The 15,456-nt window shown below is 63.0% G+C and carries 11 protein-coding genes, 1 tRNA gene and 1 pseudogene; 6 read left to right on the top strand and 7 right to left on the bottom strand.

The window, feature by feature from the left end; genetic code table 11:
• The first annotated feature begins 162 nt into the window (after positions 1–162).
• The 4 genes and pseudogenes from L2I41_RS11075 to metH all read left to right on the top strand — a co-directional run bounded on the left by L2I41_RS11075 (position 163) and on the right by metH (position 6,247).
• Complete coding sequence (locus L2I41_RS11075) at positions 163–1,152, top strand: ArsR/SmtB family transcription factor (RefSeq protein ID WP_237153616.1); 990 nt, start codon at positions 163–165, stop codon at positions 1,150–1,152.
• Positions 1,153–1,187: 35 nt separating this feature from the next.
• Positions 1,188–2,090, top strand: coding sequence for a methylenetetrahydrofolate reductase [NAD(P)H] (metF, locus tag L2I41_RS11070; RefSeq protein ID WP_237153615.1), 903 nt, complete (start codon positions 1,188–1,190; stop codon positions 2,088–2,090).
• A complete protein-coding gene (locus L2I41_RS11065; protein ID WP_237153614.1) occupies positions 2,087–2,455 on the top strand; it encodes a VOC family protein in 369 nt (122 codons plus the stop codon). The genes metF and L2I41_RS11065 overlap by 4 nt, the downstream gene beginning before the upstream one ends.
• A pseudogene (gene metH, locus L2I41_RS11060) lies at positions 2,455–6,247 on the top strand (methionine synthase). Before L2I41_RS11065 ends, metH begins: the two are co-directional and overlap by 1 nt.
• Before the next feature lie 250 nt (positions 6,248–6,497).
• Here metH and L2I41_RS11055 read toward each other — a convergent pair.
• Positions 6,498–7,499 carry an adenosine kinase gene (locus tag L2I41_RS11055; RefSeq protein ID WP_237153613.1) on the bottom strand — a complete coding sequence of 334 codons (1,002 nt, stop codon included), beginning with the start codon at positions 7,497–7,499 and terminating at the stop codon, positions 6,498–6,500.
• A gap of 125 nt (positions 7,500–7,624) precedes the next feature.
• Between L2I41_RS11055 and L2I41_RS11050 the strand changes: the two genes are divergently transcribed.
• Entirely contained in the window at positions 7,625–8,287 is a 663-nt protein-coding gene (locus L2I41_RS11050; RefSeq protein WP_237153612.1) for a sulfate transporter family protein, read from the top strand.
• 326 nt (positions 8,288–8,613) lie between these two features.
• The gene (locus L2I41_RS11045) at positions 8,614–9,705 is read left to right on the top strand and encodes a polysaccharide biosynthesis/export family protein (protein ID WP_237153611.1); all 1,092 of its coding nucleotides are present in this window, start codon (positions 8,614–8,616) and stop codon (positions 9,703–9,705) included.
• 127 nt (positions 9,706–9,832) lie between these two features.
• Here L2I41_RS11045 and L2I41_RS11040 read toward each other — a convergent pair whose 3' ends face one another.
• The 6 genes from L2I41_RS11040 to L2I41_RS11015 all read right to left on the bottom strand — a co-directional run.
• Entirely contained in the window at positions 9,833–10,477 is a 645-nt protein-coding gene (locus tag L2I41_RS11040; protein WP_237153610.1) for a response regulator transcription factor, read from the bottom strand.
• Complete coding sequence (locus L2I41_RS11035) at positions 10,474–11,796, bottom strand: sensor histidine kinase (protein WP_237153609.1); 1,323 nt, start codon at positions 11,794–11,796, stop codon at positions 10,474–10,476. The genes L2I41_RS11040 and L2I41_RS11035 overlap by 4 nt, the downstream gene beginning before the upstream one ends.
• 130 nt (positions 11,797–11,926) lie before the next feature.
• Positions 11,927–12,361, bottom strand: a complete 435-nt coding sequence (locus L2I41_RS11030; RefSeq protein ID WP_237153608.1) for a group III truncated hemoglobin — start codon at positions 12,359–12,361, stop codon at positions 11,927–11,929.
• Between the two features lie 108 nt (positions 12,362–12,469).
• Positions 12,470–12,546, bottom strand: a tRNA-Met gene (locus L2I41_RS11025).
• 161 nt (positions 12,547–12,707) lie between these two features.
• A complete protein-coding gene (locus tag L2I41_RS11020; RefSeq protein ID WP_237153607.1) occupies positions 12,708–14,696 on the bottom strand; it encodes a M23 family metallopeptidase in 1,989 nt (662 codons plus the stop codon).
• Positions 14,697–15,242: 546 nt separating this feature from the next.
• Positions 15,243–15,456: hypothetical protein (locus L2I41_RS11015; RefSeq protein WP_237153606.1), on the bottom strand; the 214-nt coding region annotated here is incomplete at its 5' end.

Here is a 15,456-nt window from a genome sequence, read left to right as displayed (position 1 = left end):
CCTGACAATCCACAAACGCCGCGACCCGTTTCGCGGCGTTTGTCATTTTGCCCCCAGGCACAAGGTCTGGCCGGCCACTGCCCCCTGCTTTTCCGGATCATAGCTTGCAATGGCTCCGTGACCGATATAAAGATATGTTTATATCTTGTGTGAGGTTGATCGGTGTTCGAGAGCAAGGCTGCATTCGAGGATGTCGTAAGCGTGCTGCGCGCGGCGGGAGAGCCGACGCGGTTGCGCCTGCTTGCCTTGCTGCTGGCGGGCGAGGCGACTGTGAAGGATCTCACCGAAGTGCTGGCGCAGAGCCAGCCGCGGGTCTCGCGTCACCTCAAACTCTTGACCGAGGCCGGTCTGGTCGAGCGCATTCCCGAGGGCGCCTGGGCCTATTATCGTCTGGCCGAGAGCAGTGCCGGCGCCGGGCTTTGCCGCAGCATGCTGGCGCGGCTCGACGCGGCCGATGCCGTGCTCGAGTCGGATCGCCGGCGCCTGGATTCGGTCAAGGCCGCCCATGCCGCCGAGGCGCAGCGCTATTTCGCCAGGAATGCGTCCTCCTGGGATCGGCTGAGGTCCCTGCATGTGTCCGAGGCGGCGGTGGAGGCGGCGATCCGGGCCATCGTCGGTGAACGTCCGGTCTACAACTTGCTCGACATCGGCACGGGCACGGGTCGCATGCTGACCCTGCTTGCTGATCGCTACAGCCGAGCGGTCGGCATCGACATGAGCCATGACATGTTGTCGGTGGCGCGCGCCAATCTGGCGGCGGCCGGCATCGATCATGCGCATGTGCGGCAGGCCGACGCCACGGCACTGTCGCTGGGCAACGGCTATGATCTCGTTCTGGTGCACCAGGTGCTGCATTATCTCGACGACCCCGCCCGCGCCTTGCGGGAGGCCGCAAGGACGCTGTCGCCCGGCGGACGGCTGCTGGTGGTCGACTTTGCCCCGCATGCCCACGAGTTTCTGCGTGCCGATCACGCGCATCGGCGTCTGGGCTTCGGGCATGACCAGATGCAGGGCTGGGTCGAGGCTGCCGGCCTTGATCTCGTCGAGACGCGCGACCTGCCGCCCATGTCGGACGATGGGCTGACCGTGTCGCTCTGGCTCGCCCAAGACCGACGCATGGAGATGGCCGGAAGCTTGTCGAAGATCGCCTGATCCCCCTTTCAAATCGCGAAATTCAGGACAGAAAAATGCGCTACAGCCACAATCTCGGCTCCCTGCAACTGGGTGTTTCCTTCGAGTTCTTTCCGCCCAAGACGGAGAAGATGGAGGAGACCCTGTGGGCCTCGATTACGCGTCTGGCGCCGCTCAACCCGACCTTCGTGTCGGTCACCTATGGCGCCGGCGGTTCGACGCGCGAACGTACCCACAACACCGTGGCCCGCATCGTGCGCGAGACGCATCTGAAGCCGGCGGCACACCTCACCTGCGTCGATGCCACGCGGGCGGAAGTGGATGACGTGGTGCGCGGCTACTGGGCGGCGGGTGTTCGCCATATCGTTGCACTGCGCGGCGATCCGGTCAGCGGTGTCGGCGGGCGCTATCAGCCGCATCCGGAAGGCTATGCCTCCACGCCCGATCTCATCGCCGGCATCAAGGCCATCGGCGATTTCGAGATCACCGTTTCCGCCTATCCCGAACGCCATCCGGAGAGCCCGGACGTACTCGCCGACATTGCCCTGCTCAAGCGCAAGGTCGAGGCTGGTGCGACGCGCGCCATCACCCAGTTCTTTTTCGACAATGACGTGTTCGAACGCTATGTGGAGCGTGTGCGTGCCGCGGGCATCGACATTCCCATCGTGCCGGGCATCGTGCCGGTGGTGAACTTCACCCAGACCGCCGGCTTCGCCAGGAAGACCGGCGCCAGCGTGCCCGCCTGGCTGGCCGCGCGCTTTGACGGGCTGGAGGAGGATCCGGTGACGCGGCAGCTGGTGGCGGCCGCCGTCTGTGCCGAACAGGTGATGGACCTGATCGATCGCGGCTACCGCGACTTCCACTTCTACACCATGAACCGCGCCGATCTTGTCTATGCCATCTGCCACATGATGGGCCTGCGGGCGACGCCGCCGGCTTCGGTCACGGAGGCGGCATGATCTTCGAGCTTGACCATGTGCAACTTGCCATGCCCCATGGGGAAGAGGCGGCCGCGCGTCGTTTCTATGGCGACTTGCTCGGTCTCGAAGAGCTCGAAAAGCCACCCGTCCTGGCCGCACGCGGTGGTCTCTGGTTTGCCGTTGGCCGTCACCAGTTGCATCTCGGCGTCGAACAGGACTTTCGTCCGGCGCTGAAGGCGCATCCTGCCTTGCGCTGCGATGGGCTGGACGCCCTGGCTGCACGATTGACGGCGGCCGGCGCTTCCGTCATCTGGGACGACGCGCTACCAGGCTTCCGCCGCTTCTACACCGCCGATCCATTCGGCAATCGCCTTGAAATTCTGACTGACGCAGGAGCTCACTGATGTCGAAAGCCTCCGAGATCGAGACCCGCCTCAGGGCCCTCGCTGCCTCCCGCATTCTGGTGATCGATGGCGCCATGGGCACCATGATCCAGCGGCACAAGCTGACGGAAGCCGATTTCCGGGGCACGCGTTTCAAGGATTGGCCGCGCGACGTCAAGGGCAACAACGACCTGCTGTCGATCACCCGGCCGGACGTGATCCGCTCCATCCACATGGAGTATCTCGATGCCGGTGCGGACATCGTCGAGACCAACACCTTCTCGTCCACCACCATCGCCCAGGCCGACTACGGCATGGAAGCGCTGGCCTATGAGTTGAACCTGGAAGGCGCCCGGCTCGCCCGTTCGGCCTGCGACGAGGTAACGGCGCGCGATCCGGCCCGGCCGCGTTTCGTGGCTGGTGCCATCGGGCCGACCAATCGCACAGCCTCGATCTCGCCCGACGTGAACAATCCGGGCTTCCGCGCCATCAGCTTCGACGAGTTGCGCATCGCCTATGGCGAGGCGGTGCGCGGGCTGATCGACGGCGGAGCCGACATCATCCTGATCGAGACCGTCTTCGATACGCTGAACGCCAAGGCGGCGCTGTTCGCCACCGAGGAAGTCTTCGAGGAGAAGGGCGTACGCCTGCCGGTGTCGGTGTCCGGCACCATCACCGATCTCTCCGGTCGCACCCTGTCGGGCCAGACGGCGGAAGCCTTCTGGTACTCGGTGCGGCATGGCGATCTCCTGTCGATCGGCCTCAACTGCGCCTTGGGCGCGCGCGAAATGCGCGCTCACATCGCCGATCTCGCGCGTGTCTCCGACACCCTGGTGATGGCCTATCCCAATGCCGGCCTGCCCAACGAGTTCGGTGAATATGACGAAAGCCCCGAGGCCATGGCGAAGCTGGTCGGCGAGTTCGCCCGTTCCGGCCTCGTCAACATCGTTGGCGGCTGCTGCGGCACCACACCCGATCACATCCGCGCCATTGCAGAGGCGGTGCAGCCGATTGCGCCGCGCGTGCCGGGCCGGATCGAGCCGCTGATGCGCCTCTCCGGCCTTGAGCCGGCAGTCATCGGCGCCTGAGCATCGACATCGTCAAGAACGTCCAACAGAAGACAGCAGTCTAGAAGGCCACGCACCGATGACCTCCACGTCCAGCGGCTTTGCCAATTTCGTCATGGTTGGCGAGCGTACCAATGTCACCGGTTCGGCTCGCTTTCGCAAACTGATCAAGGAAGGCAACTATGCCGCCGCGCTGGATGTGGCGCGCGATCAGGTTGAGGGCGGGGCGGTCGTCATCGACGTCAACATGGACGAAGGCCTGCTCGACAGTGAAGCGGCCATGGTCACCTTCCTGAATCTGCTGGCCGCCGAACCCGACATCGCGCGTGTGCCGGTGATGGTCGACAGTTCCAAGTGGACGGTCATCGAAGCCGGCCTCAAGTGCCTGCAGGGCAAGGGTATCGTCAACTCGATCTCGCTCAAGGAAGGCAAGGATGCCTTCGTCCATCACGCCAAGCTGGTCCGGCGCTATGGCGCGGCCGTGGTGGTGATGGCCTTCGATGACAAGGGGCAGGCCGACACCTATGCCCGCAAGATCGAGATCTGCGAGCGCAGCTATCGCATTCTGGTCGACGAAGTGGGCTTCCTGCCCGAAGACATCATCTTCGATCCCAACATCTTCGCGGTGGCGACCGGTATCGAGGAACACAACAATTACGGTGTCGACTTCATCGAGGCGACCCGCTGGATCCGCCAGAACCTGAAGGGCGCCCATGTGTCGGGCGGCGTCTCGAACCTGTCCTTCTCCTTCCGCGGCAACGAGCCGGTGCGCGAGGCCATGCACACCGTCTTCCTCTTCCACGCCATCCAGGCGGGCATGGATTTCGGCATCGTCAACGCCGGCCAGCTCGGCGTCTATGACGACCTCGATGCAGAACTGCGCGATCTCTGCGAGGATGTGGTTCTCAACCGCCGATCCGACGCCACCGAGCGGTTGGTGGATGCCGCGCCGCGCTTCAAGGGTGATGGCGCCAAGGAACGGGTGGTCGATCTGTCCTGGCGGCAGCTGCCGGTGGAAAAGCGCCTCGAGCATGCGCTGGTGCATGGCATCACCGAGTTCATCGAAACCGATACCGAGGAGGCGCGCCTGTCGGTCGTCCGGCCGCTGCATGTGATCGAAGGCCCGCTGATGGCCGGCATGAACGTGGTCGGCGACCTGTTCGGCGCCGGCAAGATGTTCCTGCCGCAGGTGGTCAAGTCGGCGCGTGTGATGAAGCAGGCGGTGGCCTGGCTGATGCCCTTCATGGAGAAGGAAAAGGAAGAGCTCGGCCTTACCGAGGACAGCTCCGCCGGCACCGTGCTGATGGCTACCGTCAAGGGCGACGTGCACGACATCGGCAAGAACATCGTCGGCGTCGTGCTTGCCTGCAACAACTTCAAGGTCATCGACCTCGGCGTCATGGTTCCGGCGCAGAAGATCCTCGATACCGCCCGCGAGGTGAAAGCCAACATCATCGGCCTCAGCGGTCTGATCACGCCGTCGCTCGACGAGATGTGTCTCGTCGCCGGCGAAATGGAACGGCAGGGTTTCGACATTCCGCTGCTGATCGGTGGCGCCACCACCAGCCGCGTGCATACGGCGGTGAAGATCCATCCCAACTACAAGGCGGGGCAGGCGGTCTATGTCACCGACGCCAGTCGTGCCGTCGGCGTGGCCTCGTCGCTGCTCTCCGACAACCGTAAGGCCTATGTGGACGACATCCGCCGTGACTATGTGCGCATTGCCGAAGCGCATGCGCGCGGTCGCGAGGACAAGCGCCGTCTCACGCTAACCGACGCCCGGGCCAATTCCTTCCGTATCGATTGGTCGAACTATGTGCCGCCCAAGCCGTCCTTCCTCGGCACCAAGGTGTTCGAGGCCTATGATCTGGCTGAACTCGTCCCCTATATCGACTGGACGCCCTTCTTCTCCACCTGGGAGATGAAGGGCGCCTATCCGGCGATCCTGGAGGATGAGGTTTACGGTGCGGCGGCGCGCCCTCTGTTTGAGGATGCGCAAGCCATGCTCAAGCAGATGGTGGCCGAGAAGTGGCTGACCGCCAAGGCCGTGGTCGGCTTCTGGCCGGCAAATGCCATCGGCGATGATATCGAACTCTATGCCGATGACAGCCGGTCTGAGCGTCTGGCGGTGCTGCATGGCCTGCGCCAGCAGATTGCCAGGGATACGTCGAGCCGCGCCAATCTCTGCCTCAGCGACTTCGTCGCGCCCGCGGGCAGTGGCGTGACCGACTATGTCGGCGGCTTTGCTGTGACGGCCGGTATCGGTGAGGCGGCCGTGGCGGAACGCTTTGCCCGCGCCAATGACGACTATTCCAAGATACTCAGTCAGGCGCTCGCCGATCGTCTGGCGGAAGCCTTTGCCGAGCGGCTGCACGAGCGGGTGCGCCGCGAGTTCTGGGCCTATGCGACCGACGAGGCGTTGACGCCGCAGGAGATGATCGCCGAGGGCTATCGCGGCATCCGCCCGGCGCCGGGCTATCCGGCCCAGCCCGACCATACCGAGAAGGGCACGCTCTTCCGCCTCCTGGACGCCACGGAGAAGGCGGGCATCACGCTGACCGAATCCTTCGCCATGTGGCCGGCCGCCGCCGTCTCCGGCCTCTATTTCAGCCATCCCGACAGTCACTATTTCGGTGTCGGCAAGATCGAGCGCGATCAGGTGGAAGATTATGCCAGGCGCAAGCAGATGGATCTCAAGGACATGGAACGCTGGCTGGCGCCCATCCTGAATTACGATCCGAGCTGAGTAGGAAATATTCCTATACCAACCCCTTGATCGAACATGACAAAACTTTAACTGGGATTCTGGTCGGCCATGGGGGAGTATCCCTTTGCAGCCCGGTGGGCTGTACGGAATTCGAAACTCCCTAGACCCGAACTCCGACCAAGGCTGATTTGGAGATGGTCCTCATTCCCTCATCGGGGACCATAGCTGTTCAGCAGAAACCGCGTTCAACCGTCTGGTTGACGCGGTTTCTTCTTTTTGTGGGTGCGGCTTACGAAAGGCGCAGGCCGGTGTCGCGGGCGAGCTGCGCGAGATTGACGGCCGGGCGCGGGCCGATATGGCCGACGCATTCCGATCCAGCCATGCAGCCGAGTTCGGTGGCAGCTTTCAGCGGCAGGCCGCGGGCGATGCCGTAGAGGAATCCGGCGGCAAACTGATCGCCGGCGCCCGTCATGTCGGTCAGCGTCTCGACCGGATAGGCGGAGGCGGTCGCCAGTTCTCCCTCGCGGAAGGCCAGGGCGCCATCGCCGCCGAGTGTCACGGCACCGGACCGGCAGTCCTGGCGGAAGCAAGTCACGGCGGTGTCGAGGTCGGACGTCTCATAAAGCGCGCGCACTTCATCCTTGTTGGCGAAGACGAGGTCGACAGTGCCGGTCCGCATCAGTTCGAGGAACTCGGCGCGATAGCGATCGACGCAGAAGCTGTCCGAGAGCGTGATGGACACTTCGCGACCGTGGGCATGGGCGATGGCGGCCGCCTTGCGGAAGGCAATCTTGGCGGCTGGCGGATCCCACAGATAGCCCTCGAGGTAGGTGTGCAGCGCACCGCCAACGACGGTTTCGTCAATGTCGTCCTCGGTCAGCTGCTGGCAGGCACCGAGATAGGTGTTCATGGTGCGCTCGGCATCCGGCGTGATGAGGATCATGCTGCGGGCCGTCGGCGCGCCGCTGGACAGCGGGGCGGTGGCAAAATGCACACCCAGGGCATTGATGTCGTGCGAGAAGATTCGCCCGAACTCATCGGTGGCGACCTTGCCGATATAGGCCGCCATGCCGCCGAAGGAGGCGACGCCCGCTGCGGTGTTGGCGGCCGAGCCGCCGGAGGCTTCGATGGCAGGCCCCATCAGGGTGTAGATGCGCGCGGCTTCGTCCGCATCAATGAGGCGCATCATGCCCTTGGTCACGCCGAGATCGAGAAGGACCTTCTCTTCCGCATGCGCGAGTATGTCGACGATCGCATTGCCGATCGTCAGCACGTCGAATTTATGAGCCATCAGTCCGGGAACCCCTGCACGACATTTCGGGCGGAAATGCACCCGCCGCCTCTTCTCTTCGGCCTAGCGCATTCCCAAATGCGGGGCAAGCGCGCGCTTCGCCATCTCCATAAGGTTGCCAAAAAATGCTTTCAGCCGCCCTTCTTGCCTTCCAGCAGATCTTCTCGCCGCCGTTTCGCTCCGTCTTCTGGCGGTCGATCGGCCTGACGGTCGGTCTGCTTGCCGTCGTCTGGATCGGGGTACATACCGGCATGGACGCGATGATGCCGGCCTTGCCTGAGAACTGGCTCTGGTTCGCCAATTTTGTAACCGGCTTGGTGCTGGCCGTCGGCCTCGGCTTTCTGGTAGCCCCCGTCACTGGCCTGTTCGCGGGGCTCTTCCTTGATGAAGTGGCCGAAGTGGTCGAACGAACCCATTATCCGCAGGACCCACCGGGCAAACCGCTCGACTTCTGGACGGGGCTTGCATCTGCCTTGCGCTTCACCGGCCTGCTCGTGGTGGTGAACGCGGCGCTTCTCCTTCTGCTCCTGCTTCCCGGAGTCAACGTGCCGATCTTCTTCGTAGTGAACGCCTATCTGATCGGTCGCGAGTATTTCGAGTTCGTCGCGTCGCGCTTTCATGACCCGCAGACCGTTCGGCAGATGCGTCAGCGCTTCAGCGGCAAGCTGTTCCTGGCAGGGCTGATCATCACTGCCGTTCTTGCCGTGCCGATTCTCAATCTCCTGACGCCGCTCTTTGCTACCGCGCTGATGGTGCATGTCTACAAGGCGCTGGCGCGCATCGAATGAGACTGCCCACAGCGGATTGGTGACTTCCGAGGCTATCCACAGCGGGAAGGACTTGCGAAACTGCGGCAATTCTGGTGCATTTTTGAGACTCTGGAGGATCAATCCGGGGGGCTGGGGCTCTTCGTATTTATTTGGTTAGGAATCTGGGGTATTGGATTGAAGCCTGATGGTGTGTTGAGTTTTTGCCTAGCTATTTCAATGAATTGTTTGAAGTGGCTTGGAATATGGTACCTGGCTATGCGTCGGGTGCTCGGGAGGGCGGCTTGAAGAAAACGTTTTTGACCGCAGTTTGTGTTGCTGCCTTAACGCTTGCAGGCTGTTCCGTTATGCCCGCCTCCGGACCCTCGTCTGGTGAAATTTCGGGTGGCGCGGCGTCTTCCGAAAGCAAATACAAGGTTGTGGAGGTCGACAATCATGCGCTCGACATCCTCGCCCAACGTACAGATCTCAACTTTTCCGCCAGCTTCGGCAACGCTGGCGCGGGCACCGGTGCCGAGATCCTCGGGATCGGCGACATGGTTTCCGTCGTGATCTTCGAGGCCGCGATGGGCGGTCTGTTCTCGTCGGCGTCCGGCAGTCTCGGTGGCGGCACAAAGACGGCGACCATCCCCGAACAGCCGGTTACCACGGATGGCACCATCCAGATTCCCTATGCCGGTGAGATTCGCGCGGTCGGTCGCACGCCCCGTGAAGTGAAGGCCGCGATCGAAGAGGCTCTGGCCGGCAAGGCCATCGAGCCTCAGGTGATGGTGTCTGTGGTCAAGCCGATGTCGCGGACCGTTACCGTCACCGGTGACGTCGTTGCCGGCGGCATGGTTCCAATCGCTCTCAAGGGCGCCAAGATCCTCGACATTCTCGCCCTCAATGGCGGCTGGAAGGGGGAAACCTTCGATCTCTTCGTCCAGCTGACGCGCGGCAAGCTCACGCGCCGCGTGCCGCTGCAGACCATTGTCGAAAAGCCGTCCGAGAATATCTACGTTCGTGCGGGCGACATGCTGACGGTCACCAAGGATCCGCAGACCTTCACGGCCTTCGGCGCGACCATGCGCAATCTGGAAGTCCCGTTCAATGCTGGCGAGCTTACGCTCGATCAGGCACTTGCAAGGCTGGGCGGCCTGATCGATCAGCGCGCCGATCCGGCGGGCGTCTTCGTGTTCCGCTACGAGCAGCCAGGTGTGGCAACCCAACTTGGGGCGACGTCAGCGGCTGTCGATCAGCCCATCCCGATGGTCTACAGGATCGACCTGCGTCAGGCCGACGGCCTGTTCCAGGCCCGTCGCTTCCGCATCTATGACGGCGACATCGTCTATGTGGCCAATGCCACTGCGGGCGAGTTGCAGAAGTTCCTGCTCCTGCTCAACTCGACGGTCAATCCGGCTTACACCGCTGCGCGTATTCGCGAGTTCTACGTGAACTGACGTTTCAGAAACTGAGTATGAAAAAGGGCCGGCTCGGTGCACGAGCTGGCCTCTTTTATTTGTGCATCGCTGATGCCCGGACGCTGTCCATCCAACAGGAGAGGTCTGTCGCGCCCCCCCCTTTCGGTCACATATCCAGATTGCGTTCCGAGAGCCTGTTGTGGCGGTTCTCCACCGCGTAGCGGATCAGGTCGCCCGTGCGCTCAAGGCCGAGCTTCTCCTTGATGCGCGTGCAGGTGTTGGCAACGGTCTTGTAGGCGATGCCAAGCTGTTCGGAGATTTCGTTGAGTCCAAGGCCGTCGCCGAGTAGCCGAAGCACTTCGATCTCGCGACGGGCCAGCGATTGGAACGGGTCCTGATCCGGCCGCATGTCGCTGTCGAGCATGGCAGCCAGCTCCTCGTCCACGAAAGACTGGCCGGCGCTTGCCAGGCGCACAGCCGTCAGCAGATCGTCGGACGACGCGCTCTTGGACACGTAGCCGATGGCCCCGGCCCGGCGGGCGGAGTTGGCATAGACGACGTCGGAGTACATCGAGAAGATGACCACGCGCGCGCCAGCGTCTTCTCCGCGGATACGACGCAGAAGATCGAGGCCGCTTCCGCCGCGCAAGTTGATGTCGAGAACGGTAACGTCCGGCCGCATCTCGACAAATCGGCGAAAGCCTTCCTCGGGCGTTTCGGCTTCAGCGATTTCGTCGGGCGCCAAAGTGGCCAGCAGGCGGCTTGCGCCCTCGCGGACCACGGCGTGATCATCGACGACAAGAATCTTCATTGTCGAGCTCCAATTGGGTTGTGGCCATTCTGGCCGAAGGGAATGGTTGCGGCAACCACGACGCCTGCGACGTCGACGCGGCGATCGATGATGAACCGCCCGCCGACGGACTGGACCCGCTCGCGCATGCCGATGACGCCATAGCCGGGGCCTTCGAAACTGGCAGCGCCGCCGCCGTCGTCGGCAACTCTCAGCCTCAGTTCCTGGGCAGAGGAGTCCACGGAAATGTCGATGTATCTGGGGTGCCCGTGCTTGACGGCATTGGCAATCGCCTCGCGAATGACGGCATAGAGCGTTCCATCCAAAAGGCCATTGTGTGGTTCGGAGGCGATGCTGATCCCGAATTTCAGCTCGGGCCGGCGCTCGTTCCAGTAGCCGGCGAGATTGCGGACGGCCGGCTCCAGACCGAGCTTGAGAGCTTCGTTGGGGCGAAGCTGCCCCAAAAGCTGGCGCACGTGCCGCTTCATGGTTGTCGCCGACGCCCGGATGGCGCTAGCCCGTTCCGCAATGGCGTGAAGATCGGGGGATTGTTGCTCGCTCTGGCGGATGATGGTCGAGGCGTCGACATCCACGGCAAACAGCTGGGGGCCGATGTCGTCGTGCAGATTGCGCGCCAGCTCCGAGCGCTCCTCTTCCTGCAATCGGTCGATCATGCGGGTCAGACGCGCATTCTGGGCGATGGTTTCCTGAAACTTGCCGGCGAGGCGGTCGAAAGCCTGACCCAGTGTGGATCGAGCGCCCATTTGCCCTTCATCGCCGGAAAGCAGGCGCACCGACGCCTGTTCGAGATCCGTCAGCACATGGAGCGACCGGCGGACGAGGAAAATTGCAATGACGCTGATGAAGAACAGTCCGCCTGCCATGGCACCAAGGTTCATTGCCGTCCGGTGCCAGATGGTCTCTACACTCGGCAAGAGATAGGGCTGCAGGTGCAAGGTTCCGGTCTGGCCGAAATCGATGTGGACCTCTTGCCGCTTGGGGGCGACCAGCCAGACGAACCAGCTCGGCGGCTGGTAGGCGACGCGCGCCGGCACCGATTGCAGGCGGTCAAAGCCCCAGGGATCGACGAGGTGGGCGGATACCAGCGGATTGTCGTCAAAGGCACGGATGATGTTGGCGATGCGCGCCTGGTCCTTGATTGTGTCGGTGGCGGGCAGCAGGTTCGTGGCGATCAGATTGCGCCCTTCCTGCATTTCCTGGTTTTGCGCGGCTGCGAGATCCAGCCGCTCACCCCAGATCATGGCAGCGCCGGCGAGGGTCAGGACAAGCAGGATTGCGCCGAAAAGACCAATCGCAAGGTTCAGCAGGATGTGCCGCATGGCCGCGAAAAATGCTCCCTTCGAGGGGGCGCAGCCTACAGCTACCGGCGGCAAGAATGAAGCGTGGCTCTAAAAAAGTTTGGGCCTTCGATAACAAAGTGTGCCCCGGGGTCCCCCGGACCAGGGACTGTTAGGCTTTCAGCATGCGCAGACCCGTCGAATCGCGCCCTTCATGGAAGGCGCGCGCCAGGCGGAAGCTGTGGGCGATCCGCTCCGCGAGCGCTATGGTCGAGGCGGCATCCTCGGCCACAAAGACCTCGCTGAGGGTTTCCTTGAACAGCTGCAGCCAGCGGCCGAACAACCGATCGTCCAGCTCCGGCAAGGCGAGATGGGGCGGCAGCGGGCGCCCGTGATAGCGGCCCGACTTCAGCAGGGTCGACGACCAGAAGGCGCACATCTTCTCGAGATGATGCGGCCAGAGTTCGGCCGGGACTTCGCGCGCGAAGATCGGGCCGAGCAGCGGGTCGGCCATGGCCTTGCCGTAGAAGCCGTGCACCAGCGCATGGATGGTGTCTTCGTTGATCGATCCGTGCGGCACGGACAGGGAAGGGGATGAATCCGGCATGCTGGTCCCGCCTGCGGAGAAGAAAGATCGATCGGGAATGAGCGTTTGAACGCAGTCAGGCAAGTCAGGAACAAACCTGATAAACCCTGTCCTGTTTTGGAAGAGAGATGGTAGCAGCGGGCAGAATCGAACTGCCGACCTAAGGGTTATGAGTCCTTCGCTCTAGCCAACTGAGCTACGCTGCCATCCGGCCACCGGGCTGCCCCGGCGGAAAGTGCGCCGATATAAGGGCGGGGGGCGGGGGCTGTCAAGCGCTTCGGAAGGAAAACTCACAGCCACCTCAAGACCGCCCTGATGGAGGCCGATCCATGTGGATTGCCGACGCTGGGCCGGGTAGCCCGTGCGATCAGCCGCCGCCGGTTTGAGCGGCCGCGGCAACCTTGGAGGTCTGGTTCCCGCCCGCCAGCAAGGTGTCGACCCGCTCGCGCTCGGTCTCGAAGGAGGTGAGAATCGTGCCGTCGAGTGTGCGGCCCTGCGGCAGCTTGATGCGCAGCGGATCGACCGGCGTGCCGTTCACATGCACTTCGTAATGCAGATGCGGTCCCGTGGAGAGGCCGGTGGTGCCGACATAGCCGATGATCTGGCCCTGGCGCACGCGGCTGCCTTCGGCGATTCCCTTGGCGAAAGCGGTCTGGTGCGCGTAGGCGGTGGCGTAGCCGTTGGTATGCTGGATCTCGATGTAGTTGCCGTATCCGTTCTTCCAGCGGGCATAGGTGACGATGCCGTCGCCCGCCGCCATGATCGGCGTACCGCGGGGCGCAGCCCAGTCGACGCCGGTGTGCATCTTCACGACGCCGAGCAGCGGATGATTGCGGGCGCCGAAGCCGGAGCGGAAGGTGCCGCCCGACATGGGCTTGCGCAGCAGGAACTTCTTGGCGCTCTTGCCGTCCGAATCGTAATAGTCCACCGACCCGTCGTCGGGCGCGCGATAGCGATAGAAGCGCTTTTCCTTGCCGCCCAGCGTGATCGCCGTATAGACGATTTCGCCGGGGTCGGCGTTTTCGCCGGCGTTGGCATCGCCTCCGGTGTAGACCACCTGGAAGCTGTCGCCCGGCTGGATGCGGGTGTTGAAGTCGAGATCGAAGGAGTAGACGCGGATCAGCTCGTCGATCAGGCCCGGCGGAATGTTGTTGCGCAGGGCCGTCTGATAAAGGCTCTCGTAGAGGCGGGGGCGCGGCGCGCCATCGTCCGCATCGCCACCGGAGGCGACCTCCTCGGACGGGGGCGGCTCGTCGACCTTCACATATTCGCTCTGGTCGGACAGGCCGACGGAGGCAACATGCTGGCCGGCGCGGTAGACCGAGATCAGGATCGGACGGTAGCGGTCGGTCTCGTCGGTGTTGTCGGGGGCGAGGCGGATGCGGATCTGATCGCCGGCAGACAGATTTCTCAGATGAGCGGCGCGATAGAAGGCCATGACAATGTCGCCGGCTTCGTCGTCGGTTGCTTCATTGTCGGTCAGGATCTGCTCGATCGGGGTGTCCTGTTCAACGTCCACCTTGCGATCTTCGAAGGCCTGATGCTCCGCCGCACCTGGGTGCTGGTCTTCGGTCGTCGGCACGAAGGACACGTTCTCCGGCACGATGCGCACGCCGAGATCCTGCAGCGGATCGGACTGGCTGAAGCCAAAGTCGAAGCGCGAGCTGTCGATCGGGGGGAGGGCCGCGAGCTTGACGTTGGTGCCGCCGAGGAATTGCGCCGCCTCGCGCACCACCTTTTCCGTCTGGTCGACGGTCATGGGAATGTCGGCTTCAAGCGTCGGATCATTCACGGGGAAGTCGGACACCTTCAGCATCATTTCGTCGTCAATGTCCGCCCCGTAGAGGGTGGCTTCCGATTCCGGGCTGGTGTCGGCGTTGGCGTCGGCGAAGATGCGCAGGGGATTATAGGGCGGGATCGGATCGGTGATCGCCGTCAGGTCGGCAATCAGGTCCGTGGAGACTTTGACGAAGGGCTTCAGGCGGATGATGTCATGCTCGCCCTCGCGTACGATGGTCGAGACCTTGATCACCTGCGTCGCCGGTTCGGCCAGGTCGGTCGCTTGCGGCAGGTCGCCCTTCTCCACCGCCTCTTCGGGGGCAGTGGGAATGACGGCCGCGATTGAGCGGGTTACCAGAGTGGGCGGGGCAAAGGCGGTTTCCTGGCCGTTGAAGGCTGCATAGAGCGCGCCGCCCATCAGGAAGGTCGAGGCGAGGGAGGCCAGGATCGTACCGCTCAGCCAGCGCAGCGACAGTTTGCGTCGGTCAGGTGCGTTGCGGCTGTCCACGGTGAGCAGCGGCGGCAGGTTCCCGAGGCTGGAGACCGGATCGTCGTGATTGAGGCGCGGCGCGATCATGTGAGTTGGCACCTGCGTGATTTCGATCCAGCCATGCCGAACTCTTTCATTGCTGAATTCTCGCGCTTTTCCCGCCAGTTCCGGCGCTTTGGCGGCGACCTTGCCGTCGCTTGGTCTTACTTGTCAACGTCTGCGGCTGCGGGCGCTCCCACGTGGAGCAGATATCCAGCGGATTATGACGCTCGCGCTGTCCTGCGGCGCAAATTGGGCGGGAGTAGGGCGAGGGTGGGAGGAGCGCCGCAGTACCCCAGCAGAACGTACGCGCGCGCTCGCGTGCGTCAGGCGCCGTGCGTACGAGGGGGAGCGAACATCACGCGCCAGCTCTGGTCTCAGGTGGAGGGGGGCAGGTGACGCAGGGGGGGCTTCACCTCGCTCCATGGGCATCCGGGGGAGCTATTTGCCTGGCTTGAGAGGCGATGAAGGGGCGTGCGCAGAAAAATCGCGCGCCACTTTCGATGCAAAACCCCGGATTTCCGCGATAAATTGCAAAACCGGCTACGAGTGTGCAAATTTAGGCAGCAAAAAGAATATGCATATTTTGTGGACTTATGTGGAAAAGCCCATGATAACAGCGGCTTGAATGGCGGAAATCTGCGGAAAAATGCCCAAAACAGAAACTTCTCCCGTGTCGAAAAAACCTCGTTGACAGTTCTGAGTGTGCCTTCTATAAGCACGTTCATCGACGGCGGCGCTGCGGCGACGGAGCGCTGACGGAGAGCTGTTGACCGGTGATTGACGATGAGTTGATCGGTTGGTTTGC

This window comes from Oryzibacter oryziterrae, from assembly GCF_021864535.1.
GTDB lineage: Bacteria > Pseudomonadota > Alphaproteobacteria > Rhizobiales > Pleomorphomonadaceae > Pleomorphomonas > Pleomorphomonas oryziterrae.
Note: the sequence above shows the minus strand (reverse complement) of the source record. Positions and strands in the feature narration are given on the sequence as shown.

Excerpts from the sequence above, each read along its gene's own strand:
- L2I41_RS11050 (WP_237153612.1), top strand. The coding sequence starts at position 7,625 with ATGCTTTCAGCCGCCCTTCTTGCCTTCCAGCAGATCTTCTCGCCGCCG.
- L2I41_RS11035 (WP_237153609.1), bottom strand. The coding sequence starts at position 11,796 with ATGCGGCACATCCTGCTGAACCTTGCGATTGGTCTTTTCGGCGCAATC.
- metF (WP_237153615.1), top strand. The coding sequence starts at position 1,188 with ATGCGCTACAGCCACAATCTCGGCTCCCTGCAACTGGGTGTTTCCTTC.
- L2I41_RS11045 (WP_237153611.1), top strand. The coding sequence starts at position 8,614 with ATGCCCGCCTCCGGACCCTCGTCTGGTGAAATTTCGGGTGGCGCGGCG.
- L2I41_RS11040 (WP_237153610.1), bottom strand. The coding sequence starts at position 10,477 with ATGAAGATTCTTGTCGTCGATGATCACGCCGTGGTCCGCGAGGGCGCA.
- L2I41_RS11055 (WP_237153613.1), bottom strand. The coding sequence starts at position 7,499 with ATGGCTCATAAATTCGACGTGCTGACGATCGGCAATGCGATCGTCGAC.
- L2I41_RS11020 (WP_237153607.1), bottom strand. The coding sequence starts at position 14,696 with ATGATCGCGCCGCGCCTCAATCACGACGATCCGGTCTCCAGCCTCGGG.
- L2I41_RS11065 (WP_237153614.1), top strand. The coding sequence starts at position 2,087 with ATGATCTTCGAGCTTGACCATGTGCAACTTGCCATGCCCCATGGGGAA.
- L2I41_RS11030 (WP_237153608.1), bottom strand. The coding sequence starts at position 12,361 with ATGCCGGATTCATCCCCTTCCCTGTCCGTGCCGCACGGATCGATCAAC.